General features: G+C 55.2%; 20 protein-coding genes and 1 pseudogene. 11 read left to right on the top strand and 10 right to left on the bottom strand.

Features of this window, described 5'->3' with window-relative positions:
- The first annotated feature begins 258 nt into the window (after positions 1-258).
- From ACTNBZ_RS08520 to ACTNBZ_RS08505, 4 genes are all read left to right on the top strand, one after another.
- Positions 259-1,587 carry an ABC transporter substrate-binding protein gene (locus ACTNBZ_RS08520; RefSeq protein ID WP_441209244.1) on the top strand — a complete coding sequence of 443 codons (1,329 nt, stop codon included), beginning with the start codon at positions 259-261 and terminating at the stop codon, positions 1,585-1,587.
- 103 nt (positions 1,588-1,690) lie between these two features.
- Positions 1,691-3,286 (top strand): helix-turn-helix transcriptional regulator, encoded by a 1,596-nt coding sequence (locus tag ACTNBZ_RS08515; protein ID WP_441209243.1) that lies wholly within the window; start codon positions 1,691-1,693, stop codon positions 3,284-3,286.
- 186 nt (positions 3,287-3,472) lie between these two features.
- Positions 3,473-3,787 carry a helix-turn-helix domain-containing protein gene (locus tag ACTNBZ_RS08510; protein ID WP_441209242.1) on the top strand — a complete coding sequence of 105 codons (315 nt, stop codon included), beginning with the start codon at positions 3,473-3,475 and terminating at the stop codon, positions 3,785-3,787.
- 172 nt (positions 3,788-3,959) lie between these two features.
- The gene (locus ACTNBZ_RS08505) at positions 3,960-4,211 is read left to right on the top strand and encodes a hypothetical protein (RefSeq protein ID WP_441134905.1); all 252 of its coding nucleotides are present in this window, start codon (positions 3,960-3,962) and stop codon (positions 4,209-4,211) included.
- A gap of 433 nt (positions 4,212-4,644) precedes the next feature.
- Here the strand turns inward: ACTNBZ_RS08505 and ACTNBZ_RS08500 are convergent, their stop codons facing one another.
- Positions 4,645-5,238, bottom strand: a complete 594-nt coding sequence (locus ACTNBZ_RS08500) for a sugar O-acetyltransferase (RefSeq protein WP_441209241.1) — start codon at positions 5,236-5,238, stop codon at positions 4,645-4,647.
- A gap of 555 nt (positions 5,239-5,793) precedes the next feature.
- Here ACTNBZ_RS08500 and ACTNBZ_RS08495 point away from each other — a divergent pair.
- Complete coding sequence (locus tag ACTNBZ_RS08495; protein ID WP_441209249.1) at positions 5,794-6,177, top strand: recombinase family protein; 384 nt, start codon at positions 5,794-5,796, stop codon at positions 6,175-6,177.
- Positions 6,178-6,368: 191 nt separating this feature from the next.
- Here the strand turns inward: ACTNBZ_RS08495 and ACTNBZ_RS08490 are convergent, their stop codons facing one another.
- From ACTNBZ_RS08490 to ACTNBZ_RS08475, 4 genes and pseudogenes are all read right to left on the bottom strand, one after another.
- Positions 6,369-7,634, bottom strand: a complete 1,266-nt coding sequence (locus ACTNBZ_RS08490; protein WP_441209240.1) for a hypothetical protein — start codon at positions 7,632-7,634, stop codon at positions 6,369-6,371.
- A gap of 32 nt (positions 7,635-7,666) precedes the next feature.
- Positions 7,667-8,797, bottom strand: coding sequence for a hypothetical protein (locus ACTNBZ_RS08485; protein ID WP_441209239.1), 1,131 nt, complete (start codon positions 8,795-8,797; stop codon positions 7,667-7,669).
- Entirely contained in the window at positions 8,794-9,396 is a 603-nt protein-coding gene (locus ACTNBZ_RS08480; RefSeq protein ID WP_441209238.1) for an RNA polymerase sigma factor, read from the bottom strand. The genes ACTNBZ_RS08485 and ACTNBZ_RS08480 overlap by 4 nt, the downstream gene beginning before the upstream one ends.
- 294 nt (positions 9,397-9,690) lie before the next feature.
- Positions 9,691-9,747: pseudogene (locus tag ACTNBZ_RS08475) on the bottom strand (helix-turn-helix domain-containing protein); the annotation flags it as partial.
- A gap of 50 nt (positions 9,748-9,797) precedes the next feature.
- Between ACTNBZ_RS08475 and ACTNBZ_RS08470 the strand changes: the two are divergent.
- From ACTNBZ_RS08470 to ACTNBZ_RS08460, 3 genes are all read left to right on the top strand, one after another.
- Positions 9,798-10,031, top strand: coding sequence for an LLM class flavin-dependent oxidoreductase (locus ACTNBZ_RS08470; RefSeq protein WP_441209237.1), 234 nt, complete (start codon positions 9,798-9,800; stop codon positions 10,029-10,031).
- A gap of 107 nt (positions 10,032-10,138) precedes the next feature.
- A complete protein-coding gene (locus ACTNBZ_RS08465; protein ID WP_441209236.1) occupies positions 10,139-10,945 on the top strand; it encodes a LytTR family transcriptional regulator DNA-binding domain-containing protein in 807 nt (268 codons plus the stop codon).
- Positions 10,946-11,116: 171 nt separating this feature from the next.
- The gene (locus ACTNBZ_RS08460) at positions 11,117-17,005 is read left to right on the top strand and encodes an S-layer homology domain-containing protein (RefSeq protein ID WP_441209235.1); all 5,889 of its coding nucleotides are present in this window, start codon (positions 11,117-11,119) and stop codon (positions 17,003-17,005) included.
- A gap of 228 nt (positions 17,006-17,233) precedes the next feature.
- Here ACTNBZ_RS08460 and ACTNBZ_RS08455 read toward each other — a convergent pair whose 3' ends face one another.
- Positions 17,234-17,410, bottom strand: coding sequence for a transposase domain-containing protein (locus tag ACTNBZ_RS08455; RefSeq protein WP_441209234.1), 177 nt, complete (start codon positions 17,408-17,410; stop codon positions 17,234-17,236).
- Between ACTNBZ_RS08455 and ACTNBZ_RS08450 the strand changes: the two genes are divergently transcribed.
- Entirely contained in the window at positions 17,409-17,681 is a 273-nt protein-coding gene (locus ACTNBZ_RS08450; protein WP_441209233.1) for a hypothetical protein, read from the top strand. The two genes, ACTNBZ_RS08455 and ACTNBZ_RS08450, sit on opposite strands and share 2 nt — an antisense overlap.
- A 186-nt stretch (positions 17,682-17,867) precedes the next feature.
- On the opposite strand, the gene ACTNBZ_RS08445 is transcribed toward ACTNBZ_RS08450, so the two are convergent.
- From ACTNBZ_RS08445 to ACTNBZ_RS08430, 4 genes are all read right to left on the bottom strand, one after another.
- Positions 17,868-18,140 carry a hypothetical protein gene (locus ACTNBZ_RS08445; protein ID WP_441209232.1) on the bottom strand — a complete coding sequence of 91 codons (273 nt, stop codon included), beginning with the start codon at positions 18,138-18,140 and terminating at the stop codon, positions 17,868-17,870.
- 207 nt (positions 18,141-18,347) lie between these two features.
- Positions 18,348-19,214, bottom strand: coding sequence for a nucleotidyl transferase AbiEii/AbiGii toxin family protein (locus ACTNBZ_RS08440; protein WP_441209231.1), 867 nt, complete (start codon positions 19,212-19,214; stop codon positions 18,348-18,350).
- Positions 19,211-19,798: a type IV toxin-antitoxin system AbiEi family antitoxin domain-containing protein gene (locus ACTNBZ_RS08435; protein ID WP_441209230.1), complete on the bottom strand. Its 588-nt coding sequence runs from the start codon at positions 19,796-19,798 to the stop codon at positions 19,211-19,213. The genes ACTNBZ_RS08440 and ACTNBZ_RS08435 overlap by 4 nt, the downstream gene beginning before the upstream one ends.
- Positions 19,799-20,166: 368 nt before the next feature.
- Positions 20,167-20,529 (bottom strand): helix-turn-helix domain-containing protein, encoded by a 363-nt coding sequence (locus ACTNBZ_RS08430; RefSeq protein ID WP_441209229.1) that lies wholly within the window; start codon positions 20,527-20,529, stop codon positions 20,167-20,169.
- Positions 20,530-20,662: 133 nt separating this feature from the next.
- Between ACTNBZ_RS08430 and ACTNBZ_RS08425 the strand changes: the two genes are divergently transcribed.
- Together ACTNBZ_RS08425 and ACTNBZ_RS08420 are read left to right on the top strand one after the other, a co-directional pair.
- Complete coding sequence (locus ACTNBZ_RS08425) at positions 20,663-21,214, top strand: SLOG family protein (protein ID WP_441209228.1); 552 nt, start codon at positions 20,663-20,665, stop codon at positions 21,212-21,214.
- Positions 21,215-21,600: 386 nt separating this feature from the next.
- The gene (locus tag ACTNBZ_RS08420; RefSeq protein ID WP_441209227.1) at positions 21,601-24,699 is read left to right on the top strand and encodes a helicase-related protein; all 3,099 of its coding nucleotides are present in this window, start codon (positions 21,601-21,603) and stop codon (positions 24,697-24,699) included.
- The last annotated feature ends 8 nt before the right edge of the window (positions 24,700-24,707 follow it).

Raw genomic sequence — 24,707 nt, 5'->3', positions numbered from 1 at the left:
CCCATGTACGGTGACGAGCGGTCTTTAGGTTGGAGCGAAGCTCCAACCTAAAGGGGTACCCCTTTAACGATTCTCTGTTCCTTTGACGGGGGCCGATCGGCGATTTCGCCTCCCCGTCTGCCTGTTTTGTACCATAGATTTAAAATCTTGTCATACCCTAAAACCTCGATTTAGGGTAGACGGACGAAAAAATATTTTCAAAAATCACCGGAAAACAGCGTTTTCACGGACAAGTGTTTGTGCATGGAGGACACAGCGATGAAAAAGCAAGGTTACGCCATTCTCATGGCTTTCATCCTGGTATTTGCCCTGACGGGCTGCGGAAACAAGTCCCTGCTCTCAGCCAAGGAGCCGGTGGAGCTGACGATGTGGCACGTATACGGCGAGCAGGCCGGTTCCCCGATGGACACGCTGGTGGAGGAATTCAACCGCACCGAGGGGAAGGAGAAGGGCGTCCGCGTCAAGGTGACGGAGCTGAGCAGCGCCGCGAAGATCGGCGGCTTTCTGTTAGAGACACAGAGGGATTCCGCGCAGGAGATGCCGGACCTCTTCACCTGCCACATCGGAGACGCCATCGCCCTGGGCGAGGACAAGCTGCTGGACTGGAATGACTATTTCACGGAGAAGGAGCGGAGCGAGTTTGTGTCCGGCTTCCTTGCCGACGGTAAAGCAGATGACGGCAGTCTGCTTGTATTCCCCCTGTCCAAATCCACGCAGCTGCTCATGCTCAACGGCACGGGCTTTGCCCGCTTTTCCGCCGCCACCGGCGTGGGCTATGACGACCTCTCCACCTGGGAGGGATTCTATGACGCTGCCGGGAAGTTCTATGACTGGTCGAACGGCACGGAGCCTTTCTGCGCCATGGACTACCCCATCCGCGCCGTGGAATTGAACGCGCTGGAGCATGGGGCGGAGGATTTCTACACGGAAGACGGCTGGTATGACTTCGACAATGCCGTGTTCAAGGAGAGCTGGATGCAGTTTGCCCGTGCGCTGGCGCAGGGGCATATCGTGGTGTCCGATCTCTACTCCAATACCCAGGTCATGACCGGCGAGGTGCTGTCCGGTCTTGGCTCCTCCGCGGCAATTCTCTATTATAATGATACCGTTACCTATGAGGACGGCCGCAGCGAGCCGATGGACCTGCAGGTGGTCCCCCTGCCCATGACAGCGGGGGCAGAGCCCCTGATGACCCAGGCGGGCGTGGGCCTGTGCGCCTACAAGACCACCGAACAGAAGGCGGAGGCCGCCAGTCTGTTTGCCCATTGGCTGACGGAGAAGCAGCGCAATCTGGACTTCGTGACCTCTACTGGCTATATGCCCGTGCGGAACGGGGCCTTTGATTCCATTGACGAAGTAGAATTTGCCGATCAGGGCTATGCCAATCTCTACGCCGCCCTCAAGACCATGCAGGAAACCTATACCCCGCTGGCCGAGGTGCGCTTCACCGATTACTATTCCAAGGTCCATACCCTGTACGACGGCCTGCGGCAGATGCAGCAGGAGCTGCCCCAGCGGGCCGCTGCCGGTGAGGATGTGGAGGCGCTGGCGGAGGAGACCTGGGCGCTGTTCCGCTCCATCCAGTAAATCACTTTTCCGTAACTTTCCATCAAGGCAGGTAAAGGCCATGCAGGTATTGTCTTATTTGAAAAACGCGCGGCGCTCCATGCGGCATAAGCTCATCGGCTACATGATCGTGCTGGCGGTGCTGCTGATCGCGGCGCTTTATGCGGGACTCACCCTGTTTGGCCGGTTGAGCAGTCCCAAGGCCGAGATCAAAAAGGCGCTGGATCTTCAGATGGAGGTCTTTCAGAACGATATGGAATCCCTGTGGCACAATGTCTCCGTTATGAGCATCCTTCTTTCCGAGGATATGACCGCGCTGCTGGAGGACACGCTGCAGCAGCAGGGCATCTCCTTTGAGGATTTGGACGGGAATGTGGAGGCGACCAAAGCGGTAGAGGACGCTATGCTGGAGCCGCTGAGCCAGTATGTCCGGCAGGCGGACTGCTCCGGCGCGTTTGTCGTCTTGGAAAGCTCCATGAGCGACGGGGATACAGCGGATGCCCGCAGCGGCCTCTATGTGCAAAGGGCAAACGCGGGGCGCGTGACCAATAACCTGCTGCTGTTCCGGGGCATTGCCAGCGTGGGCAAAGCGCACAACGTCATGCCGCACCGGAAGTGGGCCCAGGAATTCCATATTGGGCAGTTCCCCAATTACGCGGAGCATACCGTACAGGCTGCCGCCCCGATTGCCGATTCCCGCCGCACCACTGACCTTGTTACGCTGCCGGGGACCTCGGAAAAGGCGGTTTTGCTGACGATCCCCATGATCGGGGCAGACGGCACGATCTATGGAATGTGCGGCTTCGCCATCAACCAGACCTTCTTTTCCGCGCGCTATGACCAGCCCTCCAATCTCAGCCGCCTCGCCTGCCTGCTGACCACGGAGAGCGGCGACACCTTAGACGCAGGAGCCGCCCTGATGACCTATACGGAGGAAGGCTTCTGCTATGTTCCCCCCGAAGCTCTCACCGTTAAACCCATGAGCAGCGGTTTGGTGTCCCTGAACGGCGACGGTTTTTCTTTTGTCGGCATGGTGAAAAGCCTTACCGCGGCAAAGGGCGATGGGACACCCCACACGCTGGCGGTGCTGATCCCGAAGGAAGATTACAATATCGCTGTTGCCAAAAATATTATGCAGACGGTGTTGCTTTCGGCGCTGCTGCTGTTTTCTGCCATTGTTTGCTGTCTGTATCTGGCGCGCCGGTATCTCGCTCCAGTGCATCGGGATCTGGATCGGCTGCGGGACGAGGACCGCGGCGGCGAGCAGATGGCGTTTGCTGATTTTGAACCGATTTCCGCCACGCTGCAGGCGCAGGATCGGGAACATGAGAAGATCATCACCACGCTGGAGCAAGAAAAGCAGACCGTGCAGGAGCAGGCCGTGCAGCTTTTGGATAAGAATGAAGAGCTGCAAGGGCAGTTTGAAGCGGCGCAGGCCGACGCCCAGCGGCTGGCCTACTTCCGGAAATCCGAGATCGATCCGGCGACCTATGAGATGTTCCTGGTGGGCTATGATATGCTGACGCCGACGGAACGAGAGATCTTGGAGGCCCTGGCCGATGGCAGCAGCCCCCGTGAGATCTCTGAACAAAGGAACTGCTCGGAAAGCACCATTGCCACGCACCGTAAAAACATTTACAGAAAGCTGGGTGTCCACAAAGCCTATCAGCTCAAAATCTGCATCGCGCTTCTGCGTCAGGAGCGAGAAGCACAAAACTGAACACGAAAAAGAGCCGCCCCTGTCAAGCGTTGAGCCTGACAGGGGCGGCTTCGTCTGTCCGTGGGGTTGTCATCCGTTTGAGTTGCCTTTATCGTCTTATTAAACGATATTACGCATACAAGTAAACAATATTATATCGTTCAATAAAACGGTAAAATATATACAGAACAGAAAGGTGGCGAAACTATGGATACGCTTCAGCGGCTGCATCAACTACTGGACGAGCGCGGATGGACAGAGTATCGACTGGCTAAAAATTGCGGTCTTTCCAATTCTACCATTGCGAACATCTATCACCGCAATACGATTCCCTCCATCAGTACGCTGGAAGCGATCTGTACCTCTTTCGGCATCTCGCTTTCTCAGTTCTTCGCAGAGGGCGAAATGGTGGAGCTGACGCCGGAATTGAAAGAGCTATTTGATAACTGGGTGAATCTGACGCCCCAGCAGAAGGACGCGGTTTTACAGACCATGCGCGCCATGAACCACGATCAGACCTGATACAGAGGAAGCCTTTGCAGGCTTCCTCTTTTTTCGTCCATTATCGTTTTATTGAACGATAAAACTTCACACTTTCGACCATGTTCGACGGTTTTCCTCTCAATACTTATGCTATGTTGTCGTTAAATTAAGCAATAAATATCGCTGAGAGAAATATCAGGAGGGAAACCGTATGAAAACAAATGCCAAGCAGCTTACCGCAGCGCGACGCGCCATGGAAGTCATCGCCGCGCGTGAAGGGATCAGCGTGGAAGAAGTCCGCAGGGAAATCAGCCTTGCCATCCTCATGGCGCAGCCAAGGGACGCCGGTATCGTCTCCGAGATTCCGTGCGCCGGTGCGATCCCGACGCCGGAGGAAATGATCGCCTGCTGTGCGGCGCGGATACAGAAGGAACGGCGCAATTCACCACGGCCCCGGAAATAGTAATGGTGATATAGAGGTTTCGCTCCGTCCAGCCATCGTCGTCACCGCTGCCGGGGTGGTTGATCGTTTCCACCTCCGTTGCGATCCCGGTCATATCCCAAAAGACCGCTTTCAGGCGAACGATGCGGTCGGCATCCATGGTGGCCACGTCCGCGGCGTCTGCATCGGATCCAGCCACCTTCACGGCAAACACCGCCAACACCTCTATCCAATCGGCAGACTGCCCGGTCACGGAGATGGAGTCGTAGCTGTCCGCTGTTTGCAATTCCTCCAACCGCTCGTTACCACAGTAATGACCTTGATTTGTTCTTTTGAATTCCCTTCCACATTTCGGACATTTCCACATATTCCGTTTCCTCCGCAGATGCCAATTTGTTCGAAGCTCAGCAGTCTGCCAAGCTGGAAAACACCAGTATCAATGATCTATTATCTATCAGAATAAAATCTCCGCCGATGAAATTTTGTCTTTTTCTGTAATGGGACGAATGACCTTGCAAGGCACTCCTGCCGCAACAACCCCCGCCGGGATGTCATGTGTTACCACACTTCCAGCACCAATGACAGAACCGGCACCTATGGTAACACCGCCACAAACCGTAGCGTTTGCACCAATCCAAACATTCTCTTCCAGCGTGATTGGCGCAGAAGTTCCAATGCCGTGACTGCGCTGTTCCGGATCAACAGAGTGGCCGGAGCAGGCCAGACACACGCCGGGAGCAATAAAAGCCCCTGCACCGATATTTACTGGCGAAGTATCCAAAATGACGCAGTTGTAATTGATAACAGCAAGGCCATGGATATGGATGTTGAAGCCATAATCGCAGTGAAAATCCGGCTCAATACCGGTCATTTGCGAACACGACCCCAACAGTTTCTGCAAAATGGACCTGCGTTTTTCCTGTTCATCCGGTGCGGTGCGGTTATATTCCCAGCAAAGCTGTTTTGCACGCTGTTGCTCCATTACTGGTGTATTCTCATACCCACTGGCATAGGCAGCGGATTGTTTCATAATTTCAAGTGGAGTCATATCCATGCGTCCTTTCAATCAGATTCAGAGTTGTCGAATCCATTTTATCATTTCAAGAAGCCCTGTACAAGATAGCTTTCCATGCAATAATCCGGCCTTTATGGAGCAGCGTAGTGAGCAAGATAGTAGCGAATTGTTGTTATTTCCGCACCTCTCCCGTAAGAGTGATTAGACAAAGCTGCGAGACAGGAGGAAAAAACTATGATGACTTTTTACGCTGCCGTTCCGAACAAGGGAGTGACCCCCTTGCGTTGCTTACGCAGCTATCCCAGCGCACTTTGTGGCGGATACAATCTTCTGACGCAGACAGTCCCCGCCGCAAAGTTTGAAAATCCCATGCCGTCAGTCAGACCGTCTACCGAAAATGCAGGCGGTCTTTTTCTATCCTATCCATCCCATCAAAAAGGAGGTCATGGAGCACATCCTGCATCTGCCGGATGCACAGAAAATGACAGCAAGGGTTTTCACAGATCACGCCCGCAAGGAGCGGAAGGCGGTGGACGCTGTTGACGCTGTACCACCTGTGTCAAAGACCCGGCGGACAAGCACCAGTGAATCGTTGATGAAGAAGCTGCCGCTGTGGTCAAACGTATCTTCGATATGTGTATGGAGAGACGCGGCCCTCAGCAGATCACCAATCAGCTCAAAGCGGACAAGGTGCTGACGCCCACTGCCTACAAGAAACGGCAGGGGCAGAAGACCCCTTACGCCGAACCGGAGAACCCCTACGAATGGCGAGATAGTTCTGTGGTCAACATTCTGGAACGCAGAGAGTACACAGGCTGTACGGTCAACTTCAAGACCTATACCAATAGCTGCGTAAGCAGCGCAAGGGAGGCACTCCCTTGTTCGGAACGAAGTGACGCAAAACAGCCCGGACTTCAATTGTCCGGGCTGTTCGCTCCGCAGGACGCACAATACAGGGTTTACCCTGTATAGAAGTGCGCCATTGGCAATGGAGAAATCTTATCGTCGTCTGCACCGATGCGGGCTTAATATCCGAAGTGACAAGAATTGTCCATCTATTCCACTGCTCGTGTGTTTGATTTATAGTGATCTTCCTATGCCGTTTACGGCGTTAGATTTTCGAAATCTGTTTGTGTTCAATCACAGAAGAATCTCTTAAATGCTTATTTCGCAGGATCTATCGTGACATAGACAGTCAGCTTATTCTGCCCCACATCGATCCAATCCATGGGCTGGGTACAATCATAATCGTAGTACAGCTGATAGCCCTCCATGGCGTCAAATTCCACCTCCGTGGACTTATCCATCTGGAAAGCCTGTTCCTCGGAATTCTCTTTTCCGGGATTGATGATCACGTTCAGATAGCAGGCGTCCTCCGGGAACAGAATATTCATAGCCGCCTGCTCCTCCATGAGCCGGGGTTCATCGTAGAGAATATTGCTGCGGGTCACGGAGACTACGCTGCCGTCCTCTGCACTATGCTCCGTCACCTCCATGCCGGTGATGAGGCCGGTCGCATCGTCGATAAAGTAAATGACCTCGCTGTTGATCCCTGTCAGACCATTCTGCCTGGCGGCGGTCAGGGTGGTGGTTCCATACTCTGTGCTGTCGGTCTTGTCCGCCACGGTCTCATAGTCATACGGCTGACGCGCCAGCCAGCGATCAGACACCATGGCTTCATACTCAGACGCCGGGCACAGCGTCATCGTTTTCAGGCCGTCTTTTTCGCAGGTATACAGGGCACCGGGAACGTCATCGTTGATGTATCCCGCCTCGCAGTATACGACCTGGTCAGCATCATCGTACTGTTCGTAGTCATACCACAGGCGACCATCGGAACTGACGAATTGACGGACAGTCTTATTCTGCCAGTTGTTCTCCCCGTCCCAGGTCTCGGAGACGCAGGTCACCGCGCTGTGTTCCTTCATAATCATGGGGATGCTGTTGCTGTTTCGAAGGTCTGTGATCTCCGGATCATCCTGCCCACTAATGGGCATAACGGAAGCGTTGGAGACGTCGGCTACTTTTCCATCCTTGCAGGTAACATTCAGCGCCCGGATTTCCTCCAGCACATCATCCTTGGCATAGGAGAAAGACACAACTGTCTCGCCGTCTTCCAGCGCCCGGAAGCTGGCAACAAAGGTGCCGTCATTGTCCTCCAGCGTGACCAGCTCCAACAGGGTGGTGTCGTCGATGGTAAAGTCCCAAATGAATCCTTCCTTTTCGGCGGGAAGGCGGACGGTCAGAATGCCTGCTTCCTGATCTGCTTCATACCAGGTGTCGGACGATGGTTCTTCCGAGGAGCTTCCCTCAGCTTTGCCTTCACCGGTGTTCTGCTGAGCGCACCCTGCCAGCAGCCCTGTCACGCAGGCGAGAGACAGAATCAGGGCAAGCACCCTTTTTACGTTGTATTTTTCTTTCTGAATCATGTCATGTTACCTCGATTCTATATGTTGATCCATCAGGGAATCCAATAGCGGATGATCTGCACCACCTGCTCCTGCCGGACAGTGATGACCGTGTTGTAGCAGTTGAAGGGCATTTCACTGGACGTAATAGCCGATGGGACGTCCTCGTACTCATAAACCAGGCCATCAGGTTCATGTTCCAGGTCGGCGTGATCTTCAAAGGTGCAGTCGGTAGATAGGGGCAGGGTGATCGTTCCCAGATCATAGTAGATCGGATGGTCATCCATTGCGTAGGTGCGGTACAGACCGTCATCCTCAATCAGCTCTACGCCGCCGCTTTCGATGCCGCCGTTGATGATGACGGTGCCGTTATCCCGCCGGATGCTCTCAACGGTCACCGGCTTCCGACAGACCTGGATCTGGTCGCCTTCTTTCAAACCCTGAATATCTTCCAGTTCATAGCGGTCATAGTCATAGATCTCCGCGGTCAGGGAATACCCATCCCCGGTTTTGACAAGGTCCGCTGCCGTGAAGTCCACAGAGTATCCGCCGTCGGCAAAGGCATCCTCCACACTTTCCATCGGATACAGCGGCATGACGTACCCCAGCTTCTCCACAATGGTTTGGGCGGTGTCCAGCAGCACCTGGGCATCGCTGCCGCCGGCAACACACCACTGCACCTCGGCCTCCGGGGCATACCAGCCCACCCAGGCCGCATCCTCGGACTTGCGCAGCTGCACGGAGACATCTTCGCCGCTCCAGTCCAGGCTCTCCGTCCAGTCAGCAAAAATGCCGGAGATGTCCTGGGGCTGCTCTGCCTTTAAGGCACGGCAGTAGTACGACCGTCCGCCCTGTTCAAAATTAACTTCGGCCATTTGCTTGTCGCTTTCCCCTGTGTCGATCAGGTAGTAGGAGGTGCCAGAGGCGCTGTCCGGCAGAGGGATGGAGTACCCCAGCTGCTGAAACTCAGCTGCGCTGGATTCGTGCATGGGGTTTGCGATCATGGCCGGCTGGTCAGTGCCCCGGTGGGTCATGGTGACGGCAGTTACAGCCACGGCAAGACAGGCGGCAATCGCCCCGGCACTGTACAGCCAGGTCCGTCTCTTCCGCATGGGCTGCTGCGCTTCCTCCAGCAAGTCATCGTCCACGGCGTTCATCCATTTCTGAAAACGAGTTTTGTTCATAGTGTGATCCTTTCCTGTTCCAGTTCCGCGCGCAGCCGTTCCCGTGTGCGGAACAGGGATGTCTTGACCTTTGCTTCGCTGGCATGGCATTCTTCCGCAATCTCCCGGATGCTCTCTCCATACCAGTAGCGGCGCAAAAAGAACACGCGGGCCTCAGCGCTCTGACGGCGCAGGAAGCCGTTCAGCACCCGGCGCAGCTCTGATGCATCCAGTTCTGTGTCCGGATCACCCTGCCCGGCAACGATCCAAGGTTCCAATTCCTCAAAAGCGTCGGTGAGGGCGGTGCTGCGCTGGGCGGCAGTATTGTAGTTATAACGGTCCAATGCCAGATTCCGGGTGATGCGGGCCAGATAGGCCCGCAGAGAGCGGGGGCGTTCCGGCGGGATGGCATTCCAGGCACGAAGGTAGGTGTCACTGACACACTCCTCCGTGTCTCTGGGGTCTGCCAGGAGCCGCTGGGCCACACTACGGCACAGCGCACCATATTTCTTCTGGGTCTGGGTAATGGCTTCCTCGCACCTCTGAAAGAACAGTTGAATGATCTCCTGATCTCCCATGGCGGCTGAAAATTGTGCTTTCTTTGTTTCGATTTGTTCCATAGTGTTTCCCCCGGTACTTGAAGCGGCTTCATCCTATTAGACGGCACCATATCCGTTTTCGTTTCAGAAGTCAAGTGGAACATTTTTGGGCTATTCAAAGTTTAACGTAAGATTATAGATGATCAGAATAAATTCCCTGTAAGGCGGGCACCTTACAGGGAATTTCCGTTTTATTGTTTTTCCGCTTGTTCTGTTTCAGTTCTTACAAAGAGATCCTTGAGGATTTGCTCCGGCGCCATGGTCATCGTTTGCCCTTTTCATCGGCATATGCTTCATCCACGTTCATTTTATTCTTCAGGGCTGTATTTCCAAGATGTCACCCGGCTGATATTGCAGGACATCACATATAGCAGCCTATGTAGAAAACCGGATGGCGCTGATTGGCAGGTGTTCGTAAAACAGTGTTAAACAAGGCGGAATACTGCCGTAATGAAGTGAAATCCTTCATCGCCTGGAAGGGCATGACCATGACGGAGGCGGTAAAGCTGCTGGCCGACGAACACGGCTGGAGCAGCAGCGTCCCCAACCTGTCCGGCAATCTGCGGCACGGCTCCCTGCGGAACACCGAAGCCGTTGAGCTGGCCGATGTGCTGGGCTACGATCTGGTCTGGCAGAAGCGCCGGGAGACAATGTAATTTTACACGGTTTGCCTGCAGCCATATCCGTGCGCCGGACACAGTTGAAATTCAAAAGGAAATATGCGATAATTCCTGTACCAGTCAGAGAAAAAGAGGTACTTGAATTGCAGAAAGCAGCATACATCACGATTTTATCCAACGGGGCAAAGCTGGTGCTGAACGCCAACACCATTCTCTATGTCCTGATGATCGAAAGGACCGCCGAGATCCACGTCTCCGGCGGCAAGGTATATGAGACGCGAATGAAGATCAGTGAGCTGGAGGAAGCCCTGGGCGACGGATTTATCAAGGTCCACCGGGGTTGTCTGGTGTCCGCCATGGCCATCCACGACATCACCGACCACATCAATCTCAACAACGGCGAATCCCTGATCTACACCATCCGGAAGAAAAACCAGATCATCGCCCGTCTTCAGGAAGCGCAGAAGCGCCTGATCAGCGGCTTCACCCGGGACGGTATTCCCGCCACGGAGGAGGAATACCGGGCCCATTACCGCGGCTTTGACGCCATGCCCTTCGCCTTCACGGACATTGAGATGGTGTTCGACGAGGAGCGCCGCGCCGTGGACTGGATCTTCCGCTACGGCAACCCCGCCCTGGCGAAGCTGGAAAAAATGCCTCTGGAAAAGCTGATCGGCAGCTCCTTCGGCAGCCTGTTTTCCAACATGAATACCAAATGGCTGCGTCTGTATGAGCGGGCCACACTGTACGGTGAAACGCTGGAGGTCATGGACTACAGCCCGGAGATCGACGCCTATCTGAAGGTGACCTGTTTCCCCACCTTCAAGGGCCACTGCGGGTGCATCCTGTTCAATCTTACGGAGATCGAATACGTCAAAATCAGCAGCGACACCAACAAAGCACTGATGCGCTACTTTGGCAAGACGCGGGAGAGAGATAGCGAAACGTGACAAACCCATATCCAAACCGCCGCACACGGCTGCTTGCTTCGGCAGCAGGGTGTGCGGCGGTTTTTGTCGTTTTACGCCGTTTTAATGTCGTTTCGCGCAGGGGCTATTGAAACAGACGGCGCAAAGCCGTAAAGTAAATGCGGTTATATTTCCAAAGCAGGAGGAACCTCTATGAAAAAACGATTGTTCAGTATCATCACGGCGCTGGCCCTGTGCCTAACGCTGCTGCCGGCCACGGCGCTGGCGGCAACGAATGTAACCTATTATTACTGGGACAGCAGCGCAAAACAACTGAAACAAGCAACCTGTTCCAGCGCCACCGAGGTGACGGGCAGTGAAAGCGACACGGCCATTACCTGGGGTCAGGACGGACAGGACACCTGGTATGTGGTAAACAGCAATGTGACCATCGGCAAAACGGACTCCGCGGACACCTTTGCCTGCATCACAGTCAAGGGCAATGTCCACCTGATCCTGGCCGACGGCTGCAGTCTCACCATCAAGGGCAACATCCAGGTGATGAAGAATGTCGGCACGCTGACCATCTACGGTCAGTCTGCTGGCACCGGCAAACTGAATGTCGAGAATTCGTCGTCATCGTCATCGTCGTCGTATTATGATGCCGCCATTGGCGGCCAGCGCCTCGAAAAGAGCATGAGCGGAGCCGGCAGCATTACCATCAATGGCGGTACGATCAACGCTACTTCTAACGGCTATGGCGCAGCCATCGGCGCCAGCGGCAGAAAAAATTCCGGTGAATATGGCACTGCCACCGTTACCATCAATGGCGGTACGGTCACCGCTACTGCTAACAGCTGTAGCGCAGCCATCGGCGGCGGCAGCTGCGCTGATGATTATTATGGCACTGCCGACGTTACCATCAACGGCGGTACGATCAACGCCACTTCTAACTACGAAGGCGCAGCCATCGGCGGTGGTCGTTGGTGTACCGGCAAGGTTACCATCAACGGCGGTGATATCACCGCCAACTCTACTTATACCAACGGCGGCGCAGCCATCGGCGGTGGTCGTTCGAGTCCCTGCCAGGTTATCATCAGCGGCGGTAAGATCAACGCAACGGCTTCGAATGGCGCAGCCATCGGCAGCGGTTATGCGGGAGCGTCTGTAACGTCCACAATAGCAATCAACGGCGGTGAGATCTACGCCACGGCTTCGAGTGGCGCAGCCATCGGCGGCGGTAGCGACGCGATCCTACCGGTCAATGTCACTATTAACGGCGGCAAAATCGAGGCCCACGGTGCCAGTGGCGCCGGAATTGGCACAGGATATGGATATGGTGCCGGTTCATGGGTATCTGACACCAGCAGTGTCACGATTACAGGCGGCGAAATTAATGCAGATGCAGATACAGGAGCGGGAATCGGCAGCGGCAGCAAGGCTGATAGTGCTATTGCTAAAAATTCTGTCAATGTCAGCATTAGCGGCGGTACTGTTACTGCGAGAACCAATTTTGTTCGTAATACGGACTGTGGTGCAGCAATCGGCGGCGGCGGAGGTTCTCCACAGGGCAGCATTACCATCTCCAACGGTACGGTTAAGGCCTACGGCACCAGTTATGCTCCCGGTATCGGCAACGCCCCGGGCGGCACCGCAATGGGAACGATTAAGATCTCCGGCGGCAATGTCACGGCCGAGGGCGGTCTTCAGGCTGCCGGCATCGGCAGCGGCAACTACACCAAAGCAGGTACAATTGTGATCAGCGGCGGCACAGTCAAAGCCACAGGCGGCAATATGGGTGCCGGCATCGGTACCGGCGCCGGCCAAACGGCTACGACTTATCTGGGAACGGTTTCAATTCAGGGCGGCACGGTTAACGCCACCGGCGGCAAGTGGGCTGCCGGCATCGGCGGCGGCCATTATGTCGGCGGCAGCGGTAGTATTACCATCTCCGGCGGAACAGTCACTGCCACCAGAGGCGATCAAAGCGCTATGACCACCCCTGCTGCTGACATCGGCCACGGCGGCGATGCTACGTCATCTGGTATCAATTTTACTCTGAATGGCACCGCATGGACCTATGTCAACAACGAGGGCCAATATACCACCCCAACGAAAACCGCCGGTTTCTACTTCCTCGGCAAGAACGGCACGGTCTATGGCAGTCAGACGCTGCCGTCCGTTTATTGCATTGCAAGTGATGAGAGCCTGACTGTTCCGGAAGGCGCGTCGCTGAACACCGGCGGCTACAATCTCTATGTGAACGGAACACTGTCGGGTGCGGAGCGCGTCACGGGCAGTGTATATTGTCCCCTGACCCTCACTGACTGCACCGTGGCAGGCTTGATTGACGACTACGGTGGAACCCGTTATGGAAAGGCGGGCACATCCTTCTCCCTGGTGCCCTACAACAAAACCGGCTATGTATTCGATTCATGGACGACGACCCCTTCTGTAAGTATTTCCAACAACGCCTTCACCATGCCTTACAGTGCCTTGTCCGTGAAGGCTACTTACAAGCTTGCTGTGACGATCACCGCCCAGCCTCAGAGCCAGACCGTCACCTACGGCGGCGATGTCCAACTCAGTGTTTCCGCCCAGAATTCCAGCGGCGGAACGGATGGAATTACCTACCAGTGGTACAAGGGCACCGAGAAGTTGACGAACGAAACCTCGAACACGCTGACCTTGACCCAGCCCAACGCGGGTACATATCAATACTATTGTGCGGTGACCTACGGAGGAAGCACTGTCAAGAGTAATACCGCCACCGTCACGGTGAACAAGGCCGCCGGCGGTGTGACCATTACCGGCGACCCCGGTAAAGAGTACAACGGACAGCCCGCCGATCTGGAAGAAAATGGATATTCCGTCACCGGCGACGGAACCGTCACCGTGAAGTATAAGGTCAAGGGCGCGGACAACAGCACCTATACCGAGACAGCCCCCAAGGATGCGGGCGACTACACCGTCAAGGTCACCAAGGCGGCTGGTACGAACTATGCCGAAGCCTCCGCCACGAGGGACTTCACCATCAGCCGCAAACCGGTCACCGTGTCCGGCATCACCGCCAGCGACAAGGACTATGACGGCAAAGCTACAGCTACGCTGGTCTACACCAATGCCGTGTTCACCGGAAAACTGGAAAGTGATACCCTGTCTGTCACCGCTACCGGCACCTTTGAGGATAAAAATGTCGGCACTGACAAGACGGTCAACATCACCGGTCTGACTCTGGGCGGCGACAGCGCGGGCAACTACACTCTGGCGGAGGAAGAGCAGCAGGCAACCACCACCGCCAGCATCAGCCCCAGGCCGGTCACCGTGACCATCCAGCCCAAGAGCAGCGCCTACGGCGCGGCCATCGCGGAGCTGACGGCTACGGACAACGGCATCGTGGACGGCGACACCGATGTGTATGCCCTGGCCACCTCCGCCACTTCTTCCAGCCCTGTGGGCACCTATGACATCACCGGTGAAGGCAAATCCGCAAACTATGTTTTTACATTTGAAAACGGCACCAAGGCCTACACCATCACCGCGGCGCCCCAGTCCGCCACCGTCACCATGGAGGGCTGGACCTACGGCGATACACCCAACGAGCCTGTGGTGACCGGCGATGCGGAAGATGGGGCCGTCACCTACCGCTACAAGGTCAAGGACGGCGGATATTTGACCGAGAAGCCCACTGACGCGGGCAGCTACACCGTGGAGGCTACCATTGCCGCCACCGCCAACTATCAGGAAACCGTGGTTCCCGCCGATTTCACCATTGCCAAGAAGGAACTGACCGTCACCGGCCTGACGGCCACCGACCGGGTTTATGCCGCGGGCAACACCACGGTCGAGTTGGCCGGCGGCGTGCTTTCTGGCATTGTGTCCGGCGACGAAGAACAGGTTGCGGCCGTAATGCCTACCACGGGTACCATCACGGACGCCAACGCGGGCGAAAACAAGATCGTTACCTTTGCCGAAATTACCCTGACCGGTGAAAAAGCGGGCAACTACACTCTGACCCAGCCCACCGTCACCGTGACCATCTCCAAGGCTGATCCCGCCGTGGGTACTGTCACGAAGGCCAGCCCTGATACTATCTACACCAGCACCGCGCTGGGCGACATCTCCCTGAGCAGGGCCAGCGAGGCCATTGATGGAACGCTGCAGCTGACCGCTGGTCAGACCCTGACGGCTGGTACTGCTGACTACGGCTGGACCTTTACCCCCACCGACAGCACCAACTACAAGACTGTTACCGGCACCATCAGCCTGACTGTGGAGGCCGATACGCTGAGCAGCATCTCCGCTTCTGGCACACCTGACACGACCAGCTACAAGTATGGCGAGGCCTTCAAGACCGATGGCCTGACCGTCATCGCCACCTATGCCAGCGGCAACACCAGAGATGTCACCGCTGAGGTGACCTTCGGCGCTCTGGCCGTGGGCGATACCTCCATCGAGCTGTCCTATCAGGGTAAAACCTGCACCGTCAGCGGCCTTACCGTCGATAAGGCCGACGCGCCGACGCTGGCTGATATTTCTGTCTGGCAGAAGTACACTGTGACCACTGAGCAGAGCAAGGATATCGGCCGCGCGGGGATGCCCGCCGATGCCGGCACCCTGACCTATGCCAAAGGAACCCCGGCCAAGAGTGATCCCGTTACAATATACGGCTGGAATGTGGATAACACTGGCAAAGTGACCTACACTCTGTCCAGCGAGCTCCCAGCCTGCCGTGCGACCCTGCCTGTGGTCATCACCTCCGACAATTATGAGGACGCCACCGTCAATATCAATATCGAACTGACGGCAAAGGACGTTCCCACGGTCAGCGCCAACGACATCACCGTGACCTATACCGGCTTCGCTGTTCCTGCCAGTGCCATTACCGGCACCGCCAGCGTGGAAGGCAGTTGGAGCTTCAAGAACGCGGCTCCCGTGAAGGTTGCGGACAGCAGCGAGAATGTGACTGTGGTGTTCATCCCCACGGACACGGACACCTATGAAACGGTTGAGGATATCATCAAGGTGACCATCAACAAGGCCACCCCCACCGGCACGCCCGCTTACACCGCCATCACCACCGGCGACAAGACCCTGGCGGACGCGGATTTGAGCGTGGGCAGCATCACGCCCGCCGGCGGTTCCATCGTGTGGGATCTGGGCGACAGCCAGACGGTTTCCGCCAACACCGCGTACAACTGGACATACACTCCCGCGGTGGCTGACCAGGCCAACTACAACAACCTGACCGGCAGCATTAAGCCCTATGTGGTGTCCTCTTCCGGCAGCGGAGGCAGCAGCACCCCCACCTATAGTGTCACTGCCGCCAGCACCAAGAACGGTACTGTGTCTGTCAGCCCCAAGAATGCCTCCAAGGGCGATACAGTGACTATCACTGTGAAGCCCGACAAGGGCTATGAACTTGATACCCTGAAGGTCCTTGACAAGAACGGAGACAGGATCAAGGTCACTGAGAAGAACGGTGTCTATATCTTCACCATGCCCGCATCCAAGGTGACGATTGAGACGGTGTTCACGGAAATTGAACAGACCACGGAGAATCCTTTTAAGGATGTGTCCGCCAGCGCGTACTATTACGATGCCGTGATTTGGGCCGCTGAAAACGGCATTACCAGAGGTACCTCTGCTACCACCTTCAGCCCCAATGCCCCCTGCACCCGGGCGCAGATCGTCACCTTCCTGTGGCGCGCCGCCGGTAGTCCTGTGGTGAACTATGCCATGAACTTTTCCGATGTTCCCGCTGACGCCTACTACGCCGAGGCGGTCCGCTGGGCTGTCAGTCAGGGCATCACCACCGGTACCGGCGACGGTACCTTCAGTCCCAACGCCACCTGTACCCGCGCTCAGGCTATGACCTTTATCTACCGCAGCGAGCAGGCCCAGGGCGGCGGCATGCAGGGTGCATGGATGTTCCAGAATCCCTTCTTCGATGTGGACCTGGAGAATTACTACGGCGAGGCGGTCATGTGGGCGGTGGCCAACGGCATCACCAACGGCACCAGCGACACCACCTTCAGCCCCGGCGCAGACTGCACCCGCGCCCAGATCGTGACCTTCCTGTTCCGCTGCCTGGGCAAGTAAACAGTATCTAAAACCGAATGGCGCACTTCTATATAGGGGAAGCCCTGTATCATGCGCTCAGCGAGTCGAACAGCCCGGACGTCGATCGCCCGGGCTGTTTTCCGTCACTGCGTTCCGAATAAGGGGGTGCCTCCCTTGAGTTGCTTACGCATCTATCGTAATCGTCAAAGCTCTCGGCGTATAAAAATCATGCCCTCCCAAATCAAGTTGGGAGGGCATGATTTCATTTTAGTGGTATTCTGCATTCATCCGGAGCACTGGCGTGGGCGTAAGCTGTTCCGCCCACGCCACATCTGCCTGGCTCAGGGCAGGAGCATTCCATAGGACCCAGAGCAGGTATCGGTACGGATCCAAATGGTTTTCTTTCGCCGTTTCAATCAGGCTGTACTTCTGGATTGCGGACATGAAGAACACGATGCAGAGATGGGATGAGTGGCTGAGACGAAGATTCTGGGTATATATCTGGAAGCAATGGAAGGTGCCCTCGGCGAGGATACGCAACCTCATAAAGCTGGGCATACCGAAACGCTACGCCCGCAAATGGGGATACCTGAAAGCTTACTGGAATGTAGCCGGAAGCCCGATATTGACTCAGTCTATTACAAATGAGAGACTCGCACGAGCCGGATACAATAGTCTATCCGACAGATACGAGTCCCTGCACTTATGCGATTGAACCGCCGAGCGCCGAACGGCACACTCGGTGGCGTGAGAGGACGGGGCTAACTGCCCTTATCTACTCGATTAGGAGTCTACACGCCGTCAGCTTTGACGGTTACGGCGGGAACGATTCGCTTTCAGCAGACCGTCCCCGCCGCAAAGTCTGAAAACCCCATGCTGTTAGCCGTTGATAGCTGTTAACTCAGCTATCGACGACTTCATTGAGCAGAAGCTTCGTCTTTGCCAGGACAGATACCAGGTCCCGCTGAATCTGCCGGTCGCCGTCAAAAGCAGGGAGCAGGAATGATAAAGCTGCCCTGATATTGACCAAATCTTCGCGTCCGATCCGGCTGTGCGTAATGTTTTGATGCGTGTCCCAATATTTCTCCCGCAGCTGCCGGCTGACAGAACACGGGGCAAAGTAAGACTGGATCACCCCGTCGATCAAAGCGATCTCCTCGTCTGTGTACGTCATTTGATGCTCCCTCCCAACAGCTAAATATGGTACCACACCACGCCGATGGTGACAAGGGTATATTGAGCATCAGATACCGCGCTGACAGTATGGTCACGCCGCCCGCGTGATGAAGATCTGGAAAAGGCCTCCGGGTTCACCAGCCGGATAAACATGAAAAAGCCCCGTGCAGCCGGCCTGATCCGGGCCGGTCGCACAGGGCTTTGCTCAGCATTCAGTTAAGTTCATTGTGATCTGCGTAAAGAAGTCGGCGCTCCAAATATCCAGTACAGACGTGTCACGGATAAACGGTTCCACATCCCTTTTTGCCTGTTCAAAGTCAATGGAGTCAAAGCGGTCGCAGAGCATCTTCTTGATTTCTGCCAGCGTGCAATCAACATCATCTGTAATGTAGCCGGAGTCGATCAGCCGTTGGCGCAGATGCATCCTGTTGACGGGCGCGCCTTTAGACAGATAGAAGATGTAGTCGTACAGGTCTCTGCCCTTGATACGGCTCTGCCAAGCACGGCAGAGCACAGCGTGGATCTTTCCCGCGAAGAGTGAGGGCATATCATACAGTCTTACGCTGTACGGAACAGGCAGCAGGCGATATTTATGCTCGAAGGTCGCAAAGGCAGGCGGGTTTACATCAACCTCAAACTTGATCTTGACCGCCTCGCTTCTGGCAACGCTGCCTGCGATCTTCTCATCCGCGTAGAACAGCAGCAGATGTTCCTTGGTGTTGCCCTTCAAAAACGCGGAGCGGATGTCGCTGTCCTTGGATTTTTCCTTCTCTTGAATGGTCACATTCAGGCCAAAGGAGCGCACCTCTTTTTCAAGAATCGGAAAATACGCTTTCAAATCAAAGTCCTGATCGGTGGTCTCCAGGGAGAAGTCCAGGTCCTCGGAAAAACGGTCCAGACCGTAGAAAATGCGCAGAGCCGTGCCGCCGTAGAATGCAGCCTTGTCAAAGAAACCGGCGCGGGATAAGCCGCACAACACGATCTCCTGCATAATCTCCTTCATGGCGTTCTTTCTGTCATAGATATTCTCAACCTGATACGCCTTCAGCATTTGCTCGATTACGGCACTCATTTCTGCAGCCTCCTCAACAATGTGCTAAGTCTTTTTACATTTGTGGTGTGGTAGTGCTCTGACAATTCGGCAACCAAGTCGGCGTCCAGCTTTTTCAATTCGCTGTCTTCGATCCGAAGATCATCATTCAGCATGATGTGCAGCTCTGCTGCGTTGGCGGTTGGCCGCAGGGTATAGAGTATATCACAAAGAGCCTTTTCCAGCGTGGCAATGCGGTAATAGTACCCGTTCTCGTTTACCAGCTTGAGCGCCAGAGGAAATGCCTCGGAGGGGACATCCCGATAGGTAAATGTACCAAACGGCGTTTCATACTTCTTGGCCTTTTTCTTTTCAAAAGTAGCGCAGGTCAGGGTGTAGACTGCCTCCGGGATCAATTCGTAATGGCCGAGCGCATATTCAAAAGAAACATAGGATGGACCATAGATGCTGCCCGCAAGGTAAATACCCGGTGTACCCTTCTCCGTTTCATAGAGGCCCTTGACGATTGGGAAGATCTCACCATTCTTTGCCATGCGAGACAGCTTGGAGCGGGGACTTGCGTATTCCCGAAGTTCCTCCAAGAGCATATCCGTCGTTTTTATCATATTCTCACCTCGCAGTATTATTATATGCAATTATCTGGTGAAAATCAAGCGTTTTTTGGAAGAGCTTACTTCTGCGAATTCATTTTATCCCAACCATTGATATTCGATACAACACTGCAGCTATGAAACCACATGAAATCTCCCCGCACCGTCATAACAGTCTTTGACGATGCGGGGTTTTTACATTTTACAGATGTTGCTCTCATAGAAGGCGCCAGCCTGAGAAGCCAAGGTGCGCATTTGATGTTCGTTCGCGCAATCTGCGGTTTTCGCAAAGTGGGTCCCGCTTGGCATTGCTTGCCGCTTTCCCGTACCCTCCGTTTCCGTGTGCCGGAGGAAAACAAAATGACGGCCTGGGTAGGCCGTCATCATTTGCCTTTATTCTGCCGGTTCACTTTCTTCTGCAATTCGATATACTCACGGACACTCTCCCGCCCCTTGCGGTCCAGCGTCAGTACATCCGCCAGCAGTTCGTCTGCCGTGTACCCGGCGACGATTGGCTTTTGATATTCCTCCAGGCGTACCCGACAGGCCGTGCGCCCCAGGAGATAGTCCACAGATACCCCATAGAAGTCTGCAAGGGGCACAACATAGTGGATCGGCATTTCATATTTGCCAGTTTCATACTTGGAATAGTATTGCTGCGAAGTGCCGAGAAGATTTGCAACATCGGCCTGGGTCATATCCCGATCCTCCCGCAGTTCCCGAAGAATCTCACAAAACGATTTCATGCGACGCACCTCCTTCTTAATGATGCGTAAAATATTATATCGTACATCATTTTCGGCTTATTGACAGCAAAATGTATTTGGCTTATAATGATTTTATGCACATCATATTTTGCTTATTCACGAAGGCGGTATTATGGAAGATTTGACTTGTGCATTTACCGGACACAGACCGTCCAGCTACAAATTCGGCTACGATGAAGAACACCCGGACTGCTGTAAACTCAAGGCCCTGATGACGATTCAGATCGTGTCCCTGATTGAAAATGGCGTGACAACATTTCTTACGGGGATGGCGCTGGGTGCAGACATCTGGGGCGCGGAGATCGTTCTCGCCTGCATGAAGAAATATCCCCAAAAGGACATCCGCCTGATTGCGGTGCTGCCATGCGAAAGTCAGGCGGACCGCTGGAGCGTGGAGCAGCGGGAACGCTATTTCAACATCCTGGCGGAGTGTGACGAAACCGTCTATATCAGTCGCCACTACACACGCGACTGTATGTTCCGGCGCAATCGCTGGCTGATCGACCATGCCAATTTCGTTCTTGCCATCTTCAACGGCTCGGCAAAGGGCGGCACAGCCTATACCGTCAACTATGCGTTTGAAAAGAAACGGGCAGTCATCATCATCGACCCGGACACGCTGACTGTCCTGCCATATACCATCCGCGTGAACAATGATTTGTAAGAGCGCGGGACAATGCCCACGACTGCTTACATGTGTCCCCGGCTTCCCTTATGCAAAGCATCGGTTCCTGCATAGGTCAATGAACCATTGAAATGCTTTCGGTACGAAAGGAAACAGAACCGAATGGCCCGCTTTGCCCTTGCGGCAACCGCAAGTTTACACTGGCCGCAGATTGGGGTAGAATATAGCTGTATTCCAGGGTGGAGCATTTTTAGGGCGGAGCATTTTAGGGCGGATGAAATGGACCAGGGGGGTAGTCTGCCCTCATGAGTCGCCCGCGGGACTGACCGGGAATACAAATAACATTGGGACCAAGAAGACCGTAATTGCCTGTATGGGCAGTTGCGGTCTTCTTTTGTTTCCCAAAGAAAGGAGAAGAATCATGAATGACTAACCAAAGCAGGCTGATCCCGATCAGCTACTACAACAAGACCCAGGAAGTCCGGCTGAGTGCGTATGCGGACACCATCGTGTATGAGCAGGAAAGCCGGCAAAAAACGCTCCGGGCCATTCGCTTCGGCGGATACCCGGAAATGGTACGGGCCATGGCCGACGCCTTGTACGCCGGTGCGACCCTGGAAGCCCAGGTAGGAGGAACGTCATTGCTCCTGACCTGTCAGGTCAAACGGTTCCAGCGGCAGATCACACATGACGGCGTGTATGCCGAGGCAACGCTGCTGGCCATTGACGACGATCAGGAGGCAAAGACGGCAGAAGATGAAGCGGATGAGGGCCAGGAGAAAGTTGACCTGCCGCCCCGGAAATGCATCATCTTCTGCCCCGAAAATGACCGTGACCGGCTATTTGAGGAAGTAGACCGGAAAACCGCGGTGCCGCTGATCCCGGAGTTTCGGGACTATGTGCTGGATGAGCTGGAAGAACGAGGCATCTTAAAACGGCTGGTGGTGATCTCCCTGCGGGAGAAGCTGGAGGCCTGGGTGCTGAACTGCCGGCAGGATGACAGCAACATCATTTCCGTGGTGGAGGACGGCCTGAAAACAGGCGCGATCGCCATACCGGGTACGGTGAAAGACCCTGACGGCTTTGACGGTGTAGAGAACGTCACCGGCTATCTGAACACCTTTGGAGTCACAGTAGCAGAACGCATCCGAAAGCAGTTTGAACCGCTGTTTGACCCAGCCTCTGAGCCGTTGTCGCCGGAGATCCTGGCGGTCAACGACTATATCCGTCAGCACGCCGGCTATTCTCTCTACGATGCGCAGCTGGCTGTGGCTGAGGCGGTGAAGCGGCAGCTTCAAAAGCACAAGTGCGGATTTATTGTGGCGGAATGCGGTTCGGGCAAGACGAAAATCGGCGCAACGGCCATGGCTGCTGTGTATGCCCTTCGGGCAGCGCAGGCAGGACGGGGTGCGGCCAAGACCTTCAACATCATTCTATGCCCGTCCCATGTGGCAAAGAAATGGGCGCGTGAGATTGCTGAGACCCTGCCGGATACCGCAGGCGTGGTGGTGGGGAGCAACACGGAGCTGGACCGCCTCTTTGCCCTGTTTGAGAAGGGGGACAAGAGCATCTACGCCATTATCTCCAAGGAAAAGGCACGGGACGGCTACATGAAGCAGCCTGCCGCCATATGGAATGAGAGACAGAGGGCATTTCTCTGTCCCGACTGTCTGCATCCCATTGAGCAGCCCTTTTCAGAGGATGGCGTGCGGTACATCGGAAAGGTGGACCAGTTCTTCTTCCGGGCGGAAAACAGCAAAAACCACAAGTGCGACCACTGCGGCACCACGCTTTGGGAGCCGGTCAATCCCGGAAAGAAAAGCTGCTGGGTGAAGATCGGCGGCTACGGCTGGGTGTACCGGTACAGGGCTGCGGAGCACTTCGGGAAAAACAAAAACGAGGCCGTACTGGAACGGCTCAAGGAGATCGCAGACACCCCGGACGGTCATTATCCCACTATTGGAGCTTGCCGCAGATACCCCGTGAGTTCCTATATCAAGCGCAGGTATAAGGGCAAGGTAGATGGCCTGATCGTGGATGAGCTGCACGAATATAACAATGACAGCGGACAGGGCGATGCCATGGCGGAGATCCTCGCGGTCTCCAAGCGGGCCATCGGCATGACAGCCACGCTCATCAACGGCTACTCCTCCGGGATATTCCACCTGCTCTACCGGGTTTCCCCCAGCCTGATGCTGCAGGATGGCAAGCCGTACAGCTCCCCTGGCGTCTTTGACGCGGAGTACGGTGTTGTGGAGACCACCTATGAGGAAAGTGAATCTGACTATGCCTCCAACAGAAGGTCGCAGCGAACCAAAAAGCAGTCGCGCCAACTCCCCGGCGTTTCCCCGCTGGTTTACTCCCGGTTCCTACTGGAGCAAACGGCATTTCTCTCCCTGTCGGACATGGGCAAGGATCTTCCGGATTATGAGGAGATCCCCGTCCCTCTGGATATGGAGGCCGCTGTTGAAAAGGAGTACAAGCGTATCGAAAAGATCCTGACGGGGGTCCTGAGATCGGACAGAAAAGCCGCACGGAAGATCCTCTCTTCGTATCTCAACCTTCTGACCATCTATCCGGACCAGCCCTACGGCCAGCCGGAGATCGTACACCCGGACACAGGTCAGTCCCTGGTAGAGCCGCAGAGCATCGGAGACTTTGAGACTATCGGCGCCAAGGAACGCGCTGTACTGGATATCGTCCGGCGCAAGGTGGAAAACGGGGAACGCGTACTGGTCTACACCAGCTGGACACGCGCCGACTCGCGGCAAAAGCTGATGAAGCTGCTCAACGCGGAAGGATACAGCACGGAGATCATGCGTGAGAAGATCAGGCCCTCCGCCCGGGAGGAATGGGTGCAAAAACGCCTTTCCGCCGGTATGCAGGTGCTGATCACCAATCCTTCCCTGGTAGAGACCGGATTGGACCTCAACGCTTTTACGACGCTGATCTTTTACAGCATGGGCTACAAGCTCTTTACGCTGCGGCAAGCGTCCAGACGTTCCTGGCGGATCAACCAAACCGCGCCCAGGGTCGAGGTCTATATGCTCTACTACAAGGACACCATGCAGCACAAGGCCATGAAGCTCATGGCCTCCAAGCTGGCCGTGGCGGGCATCATCGAAGGAAACTTCACTGAGGAGGGTCTGGCCGCCATGAGCGATGTACAGGATATGACCTCTTTGATGGCAAAGGAACTGATGCAGGGCATCCGGGACAATGTAGAGGATATCGCGGCTGCCTTCAAAAAAATGGCGATCATCAATCCGGACAGAAACCGGGATGTGTCTCCTGCAGGTATGGCAGCACCCGGCGAAAGCGTTCAAAGCGAAGAAACAAAGACCCATCAGGTACCGCAGCCTCAGGAGGAGCCTCAGCCTGCCCCGGCGCCGGTACCAAAACGGATCGATCCCCAAAAGGCTGCGGAGCTTGCGGCAATTTTGGAAAGAGAGCAAAAAAAGAAGCGTGCCAAAAAGGTCAGGGTAGATGAGAACCAGCTGAGCCTTTTTGACCACGCGGCATAAGGAGGAAC

The organism is Pseudoflavonifractor sp. HCP28S3_F10 (assembly GCF_052065415.1).
Taxonomy (GTDB): Bacteria; Bacillota; Clostridia; order Oscillospirales; family Oscillospiraceae; genus Pseudoflavonifractor_A.
This window is presented reverse-complemented; position numbering and strand designations above follow the sequence as displayed.